The sequence below is a fragment of the Stackebrandtia nassauensis DSM 44728 genome, from assembly GCF_000024545.1.
GTDB classification, from domain to species: domain Bacteria; phylum Actinomycetota; class Actinomycetes; order Mycobacteriales; family Micromonosporaceae; genus Stackebrandtia; species Stackebrandtia nassauensis.
The window spans coordinates 4128226-4140572 of the sequence record NC_013947.1 but is presented as its reverse complement, the minus strand read 5'-3'; the positions used below and the strand labels follow the sequence as shown (position 1 = coordinate 4140572).

Annotated in this window: 10 protein-coding genes; 9 read left to right on the top strand and 1 reads right to left on the bottom strand. The window is 68.6% G+C overall.

The features are described 5' to 3' along the window. Positions 1-329 precede the first annotated feature (329 nt). Positions 330-3149: an AfsR/SARP family transcriptional regulator gene (locus tag SNAS_RS19110; RefSeq protein WP_083787164.1), complete on the bottom strand. Its 2820-nt coding sequence runs from the start codon at positions 3147-3149 to the stop codon at positions 330-332. Positions 3150-3329: 180 nt separating this feature from the next. Here SNAS_RS19110 and SNAS_RS19105 point away from each other — a divergent pair, with 180 nt between their 5' ends. From SNAS_RS19105 to SNAS_RS19065, 9 genes are all read left to right on the top strand, one after another. After that, entirely contained in the window at positions 3330-3734 is a 405-nt protein-coding gene (locus tag SNAS_RS19105) for a hypothetical protein (RefSeq protein WP_013019099.1), read from the top strand. A gap of 6 nt (positions 3735-3740) precedes the next feature. Continuing rightward, positions 3741-5408 (top strand): hypothetical protein, encoded by a 1668-nt coding sequence (locus SNAS_RS35865; RefSeq protein ID WP_013019098.1) that lies wholly within the window; start codon positions 3741-3743, stop codon positions 5406-5408. Further along, positions 5405-5734, top strand: a complete 330-nt coding sequence (locus SNAS_RS19095) for a YbaB/EbfC family nucleoid-associated protein (RefSeq protein ID WP_013019097.1) — start codon at positions 5405-5407, stop codon at positions 5732-5734. Before SNAS_RS35865 ends, SNAS_RS19095 begins: the two co-directional genes overlap by 4 nt. Beyond that, a complete protein-coding gene (locus tag SNAS_RS19090) occupies positions 5731-6096 on the top strand; it encodes a YbaB/EbfC family nucleoid-associated protein (RefSeq protein WP_013019096.1) in 366 nt (121 codons plus the stop codon). Before SNAS_RS19095 ends, SNAS_RS19090 begins: the two co-directional genes overlap by 4 nt. A gap of 50 nt (positions 6097-6146) precedes the next feature. After that, a complete protein-coding gene (locus SNAS_RS19085) occupies positions 6147-7259 on the top strand; it encodes a WXG100 family type VII secretion target (protein ID WP_013019095.1) in 1113 nt (370 codons plus the stop codon). A 180-nt stretch (positions 7260-7439) separates the two neighbouring features. Continuing rightward, the gene (locus SNAS_RS19080; protein WP_041626529.1) at positions 7440-8240 is read left to right on the top strand and encodes an ABC transporter ATP-binding protein; all 801 of its coding nucleotides are present in this window, start codon (positions 7440-7442) and stop codon (positions 8238-8240) included. 40 nt (positions 8241-8280) lie between these two features. After that, complete coding sequence (locus tag SNAS_RS19075) at positions 8281-9258, top strand: ABC transporter substrate-binding protein (RefSeq protein ID WP_041625049.1); 978 nt, start codon at positions 8281-8283, stop codon at positions 9256-9258. A gap of 5 nt (positions 9259-9263) precedes the next feature. Further along, entirely contained in the window at positions 9264-11366 is a 2103-nt protein-coding gene (locus SNAS_RS19070) for an iron ABC transporter permease (RefSeq protein WP_013019092.1), read from the top strand. After that, positions 11363-12298 carry a siderophore-interacting protein gene (locus SNAS_RS19065; RefSeq protein WP_013019091.1) on the top strand — a complete coding sequence of 312 codons (936 nt, stop codon included), beginning with the start codon at positions 11363-11365 and terminating at the stop codon, positions 12296-12298. Before SNAS_RS19070 ends, SNAS_RS19065 begins: the two co-directional genes overlap by 4 nt. The last annotated feature ends 49 nt before the right edge of the window (positions 12299-12347 follow it).

Sequence of the window (12347 nt, the reverse complement as noted above, 5' to 3'; positions counted from 1 at the left end):
AACCTGACTACCGTCAAAAGTGGGGAGGAGGTCGGTGGCCCGGGGCCGGGACGGCGAAGAACTTGCGCCAGACTAGCCGTGAGCCGTGAGCCGTGAGCCGTGAGCCGTGAGCCGTGAGCCGTGAGCCGTGAGCCGTGAGCCGTGAGCCGTGAGCCGTGAGCCGTGACCCGTGACCCGTGACCCGTGACCCGTGACCCGTGACCCGTGACCCGTGACCCGCGACCCGCGACCCGCGACCCGCGACCCGCGACCCGCGACCCGCGACCCGCGACCCGCGACCCGCGACCCGCGAACCGCGAACCGCGAACCGGGCAGATGGTGTCCGCCGGTCAGAACCGTAGGGGCTGCGGCATTTCCGGACGGGGTGCGGAGCGGATTCCGGCTTCCTCCTCCAGGGTTATCAGCTTCAGTTCGCCGAGGATCTCGGCGGCCAGGTTCCAGTGCTCGCGAGCCCGCGCGGGGTCGGCGAGATCGTCGCTGGCGTCCGCCAGTACCCAGTGCTTGTGGGCGGCGGCGAAGGTGCGGGAGTTGCCGCTGTCGTTCAGCAGTTGCAGGGCTTCCTCCAGCAGCGGGATCGCCTGGGTGGCTTCGCCTTGGCGGCGCAGCACGTGGGCGAGGTTGCCCAGGGCGATGGCGTGGGCGGGCGGGTCGCCGTGGCTGATGGCGATCGCCTCCCGATGGGCTTCGGCGGCGTGGTCGAACTGGCCGGTCTGCTCGTAGTTGAAGCCCAGGGAAGTGAGCAGGCCGTTCTTGATCTCGATGGCGATGCGTTCGTCGGCGACATGCTCGTCGCACGCGGCCAGTCCTTCGCGGAGCAGGCCGATCGCGGTGTCGTACTCGCCCTCCTGCCGGTGCACGTCGGCCAGGAAGTTCAGGATGCCGGGCACGCGTTCGTGGAAGCCGTTGTCGCGACACACTTTGAGCGCCTCGGTGAGGGTCGTGGTCGCCTCGGGCCGCAGCTTCATGGCGCGCTGGGCCTGGCCCAGGTCGCGCAGTGCGACCGCGAGTCCATAGGGGTCACCCGCCGTGCGGGCCGCCGCGACGGCCACCTCGGCGATCGCCACCGACTCGCGCCAGTGTCCCCGGGGCATGAGGGCGGTGAAGGTGCGCACCGCGATCGCGACCGCCGCCGCGCCGGTGTCGGGTGCCCGGGAAGCCTGTTTGGACAGTGCGATGAGGTTCTGGGCCTCGGCGTCGATCCACGTCTCGGCCTCGGCGGCATCGGCGAACGACGGTCCGGTCGCGTCCTCGTCCAGGCCGATGGCCAGGCGCCATTCGGCCAGCGGCTGCACCGCCAGCAGCGCCGAGCGGGTGGCCGCGGCGAGCCGGAGGAACACCCGGCGCAGCGCGGCGTCGCGGTCGGCGGCCGGTTCGTCGGTCTCGGCGCGTTCGCGCGCGTACAGCCGGATCAGGTCGTGCATCCGGTAGCGGCCCGGGGTGGGGGAGTCGACGAGGTGGAAGGTCACCAGGTCGTCCAGCAGTTCCTCGGTCGCCTCGGCGCGCCAGTCCAGCGCGGCGGCGGCCAGCTCGACGGTGAAGTCCGGCGACTCCAGCAGGCTCGACAGCCGGAACAGCCGTGACTGCATCGCGTCCAGGTCCTCGTAGCTGGTGGCGAAACTGGCCCGTACCGCCCGGTCGTCGATGGCCAGTTCGGACAGTCGCCGGTCGCTGTCGGCCAGCCGCTCGGCGAAGTCCGCCAGCGGCCAGCGGGGTCGCGAGTTGATCCGGGCCGCCGCGATGCACAGCGCCAGCGGCAGACTCGCGCACAGCTCCACGATCCGGTCGGCCGCCACCGGTTCGTCGGCGAGGCGGCGGCCCGGCAGCAGCCGCCGGAACAGCGCGGCCGAATCCGCCGGGCCCAACGGTTCCAGCTCCAGGTGCCGGACATCGTCCAGTGAGTACAGTGGATCGCGACTGGTGACGATGACGCCACAGTGTTTGCCCGACGGCAACAGCGGCCGCAGCTGCGCGGCGTCGCGGGCGTCGTCGAACAGGAACAGCATCCGCTGCCCCGCCGTCGCGGTGCGGAACAGCCCGGCCAACTCGTCCACGTCATGCCCACCCGGCGGCGGCGCCACCGACAGCGAGCGCAGCACCCGCGACAGCGCCTCGGCGTGCGCCAGCGGCTTCACGTCCGGGGTGTTGCCGTGCAGGTTCAGGTACAGCTGCCCGTCCGGGTACCGCGCGGCCAGCCGGTGCGCCACCCGCACCGCGAGCGCCGACTTGCCGACCCCGCCGCCGCCCGACACCACCGCGGTGACGGGGGAGTCGCGATCGCCGGGCCGCAACCACTCCAGCAGCTCGGTGACCTCCCCGTCGCGTCCGGTGAAAGTGGAGATGTTGGCGGGCAGCTCGGCGATCGGAGCCGCCGCCACGGCCGTCGCGTCGGCGCCCAGATCCAGCGAGGCCGCCGAGGCCCGGATGTCCTCGTGCAGCCGCCGCAACCGCTCACCCGGCTCCAAGCCCAGGTCACCGACCAGCAGCTCACGCGCCTCGCGGTACACCCGCAGCGCCTCGGCCCGGCGCCCGCCGCGGTACAGCGCGAGCATCAGGTGCGCCCGGAAGACCTCGGTGTACGGGTACTCGGCCACCAGCGCCCGCAGCGCCGGGACGCTCTCGTCGTGCCGCCCCAGCGCCAGTTCCAGTTCGTACCGTTTGTCCAGCATGGCCAGCCGCAGTTCGTTGAGCCGGTTCGACTCGTCCCGCAGCTCCCCGACGTCGGCCAGATCGCCGTAGGCGTTGTTCCCGCGCCACAGCTCCGACGCCCGCGCCAGCGTCCGGGCGGCGGCGCGCGGATCGGAACCGGCACCGGCCAGCGCCTCCCGGTACAGCCGCTCGAATCGTCGCGCGTCCACCTCGTCCGGCTCGGCGGCCAGCACATACCCGCCGGACCGGAACCGTACCCGCTCCCGGTCACCCAGTGCCTCGCGCAACTTCAGCACATGCCAGCTCAGCGCCTTGCGCACCGCCGAGGGCGGGTTGCCGTGCCACAGCGTCTCGACCAGCGCGTCGGAGGGGATCGGGCGACCGGCGCGGCTGAGGAGCACGGCCAACAGCAGCCGCTGTTTGTGGGCGTCGATGGCCACCGGCCCGTCGTCACCGTGGACCTCGACGTTGCCAAGTACCACGAAGCGCATGAGAACTCCCATTCACTTTCCGTTGTGCCGCAAGCAATCCTAGGCTCGAACGACGAGATCGGACTCCACCGTCCGTCCACCCGGGCCTAGACCTAGACGAAACCTAGACGCCGCCTAGGTGGGGCTGGCGACACTTGGCTCAAACGCGTCCGCGGCGGGCGGACGCGGTGGACAGACATTGGAGAAGCGGACATGAACGACCATTCCGCGAGCAGTACCGGACCCGGCAAACGGATCCAACTCGACCCCGACAACATGGACGACCTGGCGCGACGGTTCCTCCAGGACGCCGACGACTTCGACGGCCAGGTCGGGCCGATCCGGCAGGCGATGAGCAACGGCACCACCGGCTGGAACTCCGCCTCGAACTTCCCGGCGCTGCAGACCGCCATCGAGAAGCACCGCACGAAGATGCGCGACGCCGAGAAGTTCATGGCCGCCGTCACCGACGACCTGGCGATCATGAGCCGCAACACGTCCTTCCTCAAACACACCCTGCTGGGCCAGGACCACGGCAACGGCGACCTGCTGAACCAGATGGTCGGCAAACTCCCGAACCGGTCCGAGGACTCCACTCCCCGACCCGGAGCGGAGTGACGAGCCATGGACATCAAGACCGCCTACGAGATGGTCAAGAACGACGACGCGCAGCCGCTGTTCACCGAGGCCGACCAGTGGAACTCGATGGCCGGGGCGCTGAAACTGCAGGCGATGAGCCTCAAGCACCAGATCGACTCCTACGAGTCGGGACTGGACAGTGACTCGGGCCGGGCCTACGTGGAGGCGCTGAAGGAGCGCCACAAGCGACTCGACGAGGCCGCCACCGTCGCGGCGACGAACTCCACCGCCTGGCGGGGCGTCGCGCAACTGGTGCAGGACAACAAGAACGCGATCGTCAAGTCCCACCAGGACTGGGAGACCGAGAAGAACAAACCGGAGAACAAGGGCAAGACCGAAGCGGAACTGGAGTCGATCCGGTGGCCGTACGACGTGGTCGCGACCGCGGCGATGGACACGGCGGTCACGGGCGTCGCGGTCAAGGCCGAAACGATGAAACCCCCGGACGAGTACCAGCCGATGCCCGACATCAGCGGCGCGTCCTCCACCGTCGACAGCGCCCCCGGCACCACCTCCCCGAACGGCACCTCCCCGGGCGGTTCCGGCCCCGGCGGCTCCACACCCGACGGCCGCCCGTCCCCCCGCCCCGACAACGGCGGCCACTTCAACGGCGGCGGCACCAGCCCCGAACTTCAGAACCCGCCCCCGTCCCCACACCTGCCCGGCCCCGCCGGGCCACCCCCGGGCGTTCCGGCACCGCCCCCCGGCACCCCGCCGCCCCCGCCCGTCCTCCCACCCGGACCGCTGCCACCCCCCGGCACCAAACCCCCGCTTCCCCCGGGCGGCACCAAACCACCCCTCCCGCCGGGCGCCAAACCCCCGCTCCCACCCAAACCGGGCCCCCTGCCCCCGGGAGCCAAACCCCCGACCGGCACCCCCGGCCTCAAACCCCCCAACACCGGCCTGCCCGGCACCAAACCCCCACTCGGTACCACGCCGGGTGGCAAGCCTCCCGCCAGCGGTCCCCGACCGCCACAGTCGACGGTGAAGCCCGTGATCGGTTCACGTCCGGGCTCGACCGGAATGGCGCCCACCGGCGCTGGACCTCGTTCCGGTGGCAACGGCATAAACCGTCCGGTCATCGGCGGTCGTCCCGGTCCCATGGGAGTGCCGGGCACATCCAACGTGTCACCGACGAACTCGGGAAGCCCCGTCCCACGACCCATGCCGGGAAGATCTCTGATCGGCAACAACGGCGTCGTCGCGAATCCGCAACGGACAGTTCGCGCGGTGCGGACTCCCAAAGCGCGTTTCGGCGGTAGTACGACGAACCGATCCGTGATCTCCAACAACAAGGCACCGAAGGCGACCTGGGCTGGCACGAACAGCTCCAAGGCCGGGAAACGGCAGGAACAATCCGAAACGGAGACCGTACCGACCGGCGGCGACTATGACTGGCGAATCGAACAGCGCACCGTGCCCTCGGTGATCACCGGCGGCAGCTGGAAAGGCGTCGAACACAACCCGGGATTCGTCGCTGGAATGGAAGCGCCACAGATCGCTCAGGTCGACGAGCGGTCGACGATCGACCGGCTTTCCATGCCGCGAGACGATTCGGGAAGCGATGACGAGCGTTTGAACGGTTACTGGACACCGCGAACGAACGCGGGACGCGGCGTCATCTCGAGGGCGACGAAAGAGAACGATCAATGACGGTCAACATCGAAGACGACGCCATGGCGGAAGTCGATCCACATCAGGCACTCGCGGAAAGCGAGGCCGCCGACAGGGCCTATCTGAGGAAGCTCGACGAGCACGTCGTCACCGCTCGTGACGCCAACGGGCTTGTGACGGTGACCAGCTTCGCCACCGGCGAGGTCAAGGACGTTGAGATCTCCGCACGTCGGTACGCGGCTCTGAGCCGGGAGGATCTGGCGGACGCGGTGCTGGAGGCCTGGCGGAACGCGAGAACCGAGGCCAACGCGGCGGCGAAGCGGCTCCACGAGAGTTTCGTGCTCAAGCAAGGAGGCGAGACATGACCAGCGCCGAGGAAGCGGTAGTGGCCGAGATCGCGGAGAACTCCCGGAAGATCCGAGAGTTCGAGGAGAAACTCGCCGCCGCCGAGATCACGGTCACGTCGCCGGGAAATCACGTCCGCATGACCTGTGATTCAGTGGGAAACATCCACAGTATCCAGTTCAATCGCGCGGTGCCGCACGATGTCGACCACCGACAGTTGAGTCGAGAACTGGTCCAGACCTTGAACTCGGCCCGAAACGCCGGGAACGTGGCCAGAGAGAAATTCCTCAACGGGTTGGAAATGGACGGCGACAAGGTCGGTGACCGGTTGCGGCATTCCGTGACAGCCGACGAGATATTGCGTCGAGTGTTCGGCGACTGAACCTTGATCCCATCCCAGAAACAGTCTTCTCAGAATTCAGGACAGATGACATGAACGACATTCACCCGCAACTCTCCGACTCGTATTCCACGACAATGGACGCCGCTCGAAAGGCCGATGGCGGTGGTATTGGAGCGATGTTGCTGGGCACCATCAGTGGTTCGGCGAACAAGTCCTTCAAGAAGATGACGAACATGTTCGGGGATCCGACCTCGCTGCGTGCCGGAGCCCGGATGATCCTGGCGAACGTGAAAGGAAACATCGAGGAGTCCGAGACGCGGCTCAAGGAGGGAATCGCCGGAGTCAACTTCCGCAGCGAATGGAAGGGCAGCGGTGCGCAGTCGTTCTTCGACTACAAGGACCAGCAGCTGATGCCCGCGGTGCAGACCTTGAAAGAGGACGCCGCCACTATCGCTGATTCCATTTCGGACTACGCGTCGGCGCTCGACAACCTGAGAATCGAGCTGATCAAGATCGCGGCGGAAACGGCCACCTCGGTCTCCGCCGAGATGGGAAATCTCTCGTCGGAGGAATCCGGGACCAAGGAGGCGGCCAAGGCCAAGGTCAAAGCCAAGGTCGGTGGTCTCTCCTCGGTCATCTCGGGGCTCATCGCGGGTTGGGGGGCGAAGGAGGCAGCGAATGTCAAGGTCAAGGACCTCATCGACAAGGCCGTTGACCTTCAGCACATCGACGGCCTTCCGACCGTCACGAACGACGACCCGCGACACTCCGTGGGGCCCGACGGTCAGCAGGTTCCGATGCCCAATCTGAAGACGGCGGTGAACCCGGACTGGTCGAAGAACCAGACCAAGAAGTACTGGCAATACTCGGGTTCGGAGTTCAAGATCGATCACGGTCCGTTCCTGGGAATGGTCAAAGCCGTACGCGACAACGGCAAGTACTGGAAGCTCGCCGACCAGTTCCTGATCACAGCGTGGCTGAATCACCTGCCGAAATCGGCGTTCTCGACGTTGCTGGCCGACTCGGGGGAGTTCTACGCGAACCTGAACACGGTGCTGGCCCGGCGCCACTCGACGTACATGTACAGCGAACCGCGGTTGCAGCAACTGGGCAACCTGCTGGAGAAGGTCGCTCAGTCCTATGGGGCGGTCGACACCAAGAACGCGCAGACCATCGACTTGACCTACCTGTCAAACAAATAGGTCAGAACCGGCCCCGGTGACGTTCCCGCCACGAACGCGTCGCCGGGGCCCTTTCGTGTGGCCGGGGTGGGTGGGGAGACTCTCGTCGAGATCAACCCACCCCGACTTGACATGCGGGGAAGGTAGGTTAGCCTAACCTTTGTGAGTGGGTTGAGTGATGAGGTGACCGTGCCCGAGGGCATGCGCGGTGACGGTTTGCGGCTCAGTTATCACGGGGTGACCGTGGTGGAGGGTGCCGCGATCGCGTTGGCCGCGGGTGAGGTCACCGCGTTGGTCGGCCCCAACGGTAGTGGGAAGTCGACGCTGTTGCGTTGCCTGGCCCGGCTGCACCGCCCCGATGCCGGTTCGGTGGACTTCACCGACGGTACCGGGGCGTTGGCGTTGTCCGCGAAGGAGTTCGCCAAGCGTGTGACGCTGCTCGCCCAGAGCCGTCCGACGCCCAGTGGGGTGCGGGTGCGGGATGTCGTGGGGTACGGGCGGCATCCGTATCGGGGGCGGTGGCGGGATGGCGACGTCAACGGGCCGGCGAAGGTGGAGTGGGCCATGGAGGTCTGCGGGGTGGCGGCGATGGCCGAGCGGCCCGTGGACGAGTTGTCGGGCGGGGAGCGGCAGCGGGTGTGGCTGGCGACGTGCCTGGCCCAGGAGACCGGGATCCTGTTGCTGGACGAGCCGACGAACCATCTGGACCTGCGGTATCAGGTCGAGATCCTGGACTTGGCGCGTGACCTGGCGGACGACCACGACGTCGCCGTCGGTGTGGTGCTGCACGACCTGAACCAGGCCGCCGCGATCGCCGACCGGGTGGTGCTGTTGCGCGACGGCCGGGTCATGGCCGACGGCGAACCGCGCGAGGTCCTGACGTCGGAGCACCTCAGCGCCGCCTATGGCATCGAGGTGCTGGTCGGCACCGATGCCAACACCGGCCAGTTGACCACCTGCCCGGTGGGCAAACACAGTTCTCGACGCCGCGTCCCGGCCTGAGACAACCGCCCGTTAGATCCCCCAACCTGAAAGAAGAGAGATGAGATTGCTTCGCTGTGCCGCCGGAATGGTGGCCGCCGCCGTGTTGCTGACCGCCTGCGGCACCTCCGAACCCGGTGCCGACTCCGAAAAGGACGACAAGGGTGGTCCGGTCACCGTCACCGACGCGCGCGGCAAGGAGGTCAAGCTCAAGTCTCCCGCCGACCGGGTGGTCTCGCTGGAGTGGGCCGAGACCGAGATGCTGGTCAGCCTCGGCGTCATGCCCGTGGGTGTCGCGCAGTCCAAGGAGTTCGGCACCTGGAACACCGCCGTCAAGCTCGACAAGAAGGTCAAGGACGTCGGCGACCGCAACGAGCCCAGCGAGGACGCGATCTCGGGCCTCAACCCCGACCTCGTCATCACCACCTCCGACCGTCCCGACTCGACACTCAAGCAGCTGGAGAAGTCGGTGCCGGTGCTGGTCGTCAAGGGCAGCGATGCCAAGAGCGGCAACCTGAAGCGCATGGAATCCGACCTGGACATGATCGCCGAGGCCGTCGGCAGGACCGACGAGGCCGACACGCTCATGGAGGACTTCGAGTCCAAACTGGCCGAAGGCAAGAAGGCCCTCGGCGACGCCGCCGACACCCCGTTCCTGATGGCCGACGGCTGGGACGCCGACGGCAAGATCTCGATCCGGGTCCACTCCACCGGATCCATGTACGACGAGGTGGCCACCGGACTCGGCCTGAAGAACGCCTGGACCAAGAAGGTCGCCTACGACAAGGTGTGGGGACTCGACACCGTCGACGTGGAGGCACTGTCCTACCTGGAGGACAAGAAGCTCAAGTTCATGTACGACGACTCCGGCAAGTTCGGCGTGTTCACCAAGAAGCTCAAGGGCAACAAGATCTGGGACTCACTGACGTTCGTCAAGGACGGCGAGACCCACAAACTGCCCGACGGCATCTGGATGTTCGGCGGCCCCAAGTCCGGTGAGCAGATGATCGACGCGATCGTCGAGGTCTACACCTCTTGAGTTCGATGAGGACCCCCGCGGCGGCCCCAGACGGGGTCGCCGCGACCCTTTCCGGCAGACCACCGCGCCGCCTGCTGGTGGCGACGCTGTTTCTCGCCGTCCTCGCCGCGATCGTGGTGCTCGCGGCGGTTCACATCACCCAGGGCACCTCGGGTGTCAACGCGACCGACCTGCTGGGACTGGTCTTCGGCGGCGAGGACCAGCAGGCGCTGCGGGTGCTGGTGGCGTCCCGGATGCCGCGACTGGCCGCAGCACTCGCGGTCGGCATCGCCCTGGGGGTCTCGGGCGCGGTGCTGCAATCGGTGGCGCGCAACCACTTGGCCTCGCCGGACACGCTGGCCGTCAACGCCGGTGCGCACCTGACGGTGACGTTCGCGGCCGTGGTGGGGCTGAGCCTGCCGATGCTGCCCGCCGGGATGCTGACCTTCGCGGGTGGGCTGGCCGCGGCGGGGCTGGTGATGGCGATGGCCGGAGGCGGGTCGGGCACCACCCGGCTCATCCTCGCCGGAACCGCGACCGCGTTGGCGTTCCACTCGCTGACGATGCTGCTCATCATCCTCAACGACCAGACCACCGTGGGGCTGTTCGCGTGGGGCAGCGGATCGCTGTTGCAGACCAACATGGCCGGGTTCTGGCAGGCGGTCCCCGTCATCGGCGTGGCGGTGCTGGCCTGCCTGTTCCTCGCGCCCAAGCTCGACATCCTGACCCTCGGCGACGACACCGCGACCGTCCTGGGCGTCAAGGTGACCCGCACTCGCGTCATCGCCACCGTGCTCGCGGTGCTGCTGGCGGCCACGGCCGTCGCCGTGGCCGGGCCGGTCGGCTTCGTGGGCCTGTGCGCGCCGGTCGTGGTGCGGCTGCTGTCGCGGCTGGCCCCGGGACTGGCCCGGCACCGGGTGCTGATCCCGATGGCCGGACTGGCCGGGGTCGTGATCGTGATCGGCGCCGACGTGGTGGTGCGGGCGATCTTCGGCGCCGCCGCCGGAATCGTCATCCCCGTCGGCGTGGCCACCTCCGTGCTGGGCGCCGTCGTGCTGGTGTGGCTGGCACGTCGGCACCGCGACGCCGGTGGCGCCCGGCAACCCGCCACCGCCCGCATCGCGATGCTGCGCTCACGGGTGTTCGTGACCGTCCTGGTCACCGGACTGCTGGTGGCGGTGGTCGCCGGATTCACGCTGGGAATGCTCGGCGGCGACACCTGGGTCCTCACCGGCGACGTGCTCAACTGGCTGACCGGTAACACCGGCCCCGGCTTCACCCACATGCTCGACCAGCGGTTCCCCCGGGTACTGGCCGCCCTGCTGGGCGGAGCCGCACTGGCGATCTCGGGAACCGTGGTGCAGTCGGTGGGCCGCAACCCGCTGGCCGACCCCGGGATCCTCGGCATCACCGGCGGCGCCGGACTGGCCGCCGTCATCGTGATCTCGCTGTACCCGGCGGCCGGAATCGGCGTCATGACCGTCGCCATCATCCTGGGCGCCCTGCTGGCCTTCGCGCTCGTGTACGGACTGGCCTGGCGCGGCGGCCTCAACTCCGACCGGCTGATCCTCATCGGCGTCGGGGTCTCGACCGGGGTGATGGCCCTGGTCACCTTCATCATCGTCTACACCGACCCGTGGAACTCCGGCAAGGCGCTGACCTGGCTGTCGGGCACCACCTACGGCCGCACCCTCGACCAGCTGGTCCCGGTCGGCCTGGCGCTGGCCGTCATCGCGCCGCTGGTCTTCACCGCCCGCCGCGAGATGGACCTGCTGGCGCTCGACGAGGACACCCCCCGGGTGCTGGGCGTCCGGCTGGAACGCACCCGGCTGGGGCTGCTGGTGGCCGCGGCACTGCTGGCCGCCACCGCCGTGGCCGCCGTCGGCGTCATCGGATTCGTCGGACTGGTGGCACCGCACGCCGCCCGGGCACTGGTCGGCAGCCGACACGTCCGGGTTCTGCCGGTCGCGGCCCTCTTGGGCGCGCTGTTGGTGAGCCTGTCCGACAGCCTCGGCCGCACCGTGATCGCCCCGGCCCAGATACCCGCCGGACTGGTCACCGCGATCATCGGCACCCCCTATTTCCTCTGGCTCCTGTGGCGCTCACGTACGAAAGGGACAATCGTATGAGTACGGTGACAACCGAGATCCCCTCCTGGCGGACCTTCCCCGTCACGGTGCGGCGGCTGCGAAGGCTCAGCCCGTCGTTCCTGCGGGTCACCTTCACCGGTGACGACCTGGACCGCTTCGCCGACAACGGTTTCGACGTCCGCGTCAAACTGCTGCTCCCGGCGCCCGCGTGCGGGCTGTCGAAGCTTCCCGACGGAGCCGACTGGTTCACCAAACTGCGCGCGCTCCCGGTCGAGGAGCAGTGTCCACTGCGCACCTACACCGTTCGCGCGGTGCGGCAGACGCGGCGCGAAGTGGACGTCGACATCGTCATCCACCCCGAGGCCCCCGGCGGCGACGGACCGGTGGCGACGTGGGCCCGCCGCATCCAGACCGGCGACGAGATCGTCCTGTTGGGACCGAACGGCGAGTTCGACGGTTTCCACGGCGGCATGGACTTCCAGCCGCCCGACTCCACCCACCGGGTGCTGATCGTCGGCGACGAGACCGCCGTGCCCGCCGCCTGCGCCATTGTGGAACGGCTGCCGGGTCACATCGAGACCCAGGTGCTGCTGGAGGTCCCCGAGACCGCCGACGCCCGCGCGATCGAGGCCGACCTGCCCGAAACCCCCGCGTGCGTGCGGGTGGCGGTGCTGCCGCGCGACGGCGCCGAGCACGGCGCGAAGCTGATCCCGGCGGTGCGCGAGGTGATGACGCGGTTGTTGCCGCACACCGCGAGTGGTACCGAGGTCGAGGACGTCGACGTGGACACCACGCTGCTGTGGGAATCGCCCGGCGCCGAGGCCCGGACCTCCCACGGCCTGTACGCGTGGCTCGCCGGTGAGGCCGCCGTCATCAAGACGCTGCGCCGCCACCTGGTGTCGGAACGCGGCGTCGACCGCAAGTCGGTGGCCTTCATGGGTTACTGGCGGCGCGGTAAGGCCGAGTACTGATAACTCGCCGTCGGCGACCAGCCGGGCCAGCAGCGACGGCTCCAGGTTG

What these genes read in the sequence shown, in the direction of transcription:
- SNAS_RS19110 (WP_083787164.1), bottom strand. Translation starts at nt 3,149, where the DNA reads ATGGGAGTTCTCATGCGCTTCGTGGTACTTGGCAACGTCGAGGTCCAC.
- SNAS_RS19105 (WP_013019099.1), top strand. Translation starts at nt 3,330, where the DNA reads ATGAACGACCATTCCGCGAGCAGTACCGGACCCGGCAAACGGATCCAA.
- SNAS_RS35865 (WP_013019098.1), top strand. Translation starts at nt 3,741, where the DNA reads ATGGACATCAAGACCGCCTACGAGATGGTCAAGAACGACGACGCGCAG.
- SNAS_RS19095 (WP_013019097.1), top strand. Translation starts at nt 5,405, where the DNA reads ATGACGGTCAACATCGAAGACGACGCCATGGCGGAAGTCGATCCACAT.
- SNAS_RS19090 (WP_013019096.1), top strand. Translation starts at nt 5,731, where the DNA reads ATGACCAGCGCCGAGGAAGCGGTAGTGGCCGAGATCGCGGAGAACTCC.
- SNAS_RS19085 (WP_013019095.1), top strand. Translation starts at nt 6,147, where the DNA reads ATGAACGACATTCACCCGCAACTCTCCGACTCGTATTCCACGACAATG.
- SNAS_RS19080 (WP_041626529.1), top strand. Translation starts at nt 7,440, where the DNA reads ATGCGCGGTGACGGTTTGCGGCTCAGTTATCACGGGGTGACCGTGGTG.
- SNAS_RS19075 (WP_041625049.1), top strand. Translation starts at nt 8,281, where the DNA reads ATGAGATTGCTTCGCTGTGCCGCCGGAATGGTGGCCGCCGCCGTGTTG.
- SNAS_RS19070 (WP_013019092.1), top strand. Translation starts at nt 9,264, where the DNA reads ATGAGGACCCCCGCGGCGGCCCCAGACGGGGTCGCCGCGACCCTTTCC.
- SNAS_RS19065 (WP_013019091.1), top strand. Translation starts at nt 11,363, where the DNA reads ATGAGTACGGTGACAACCGAGATCCCCTCCTGGCGGACCTTCCCCGTC.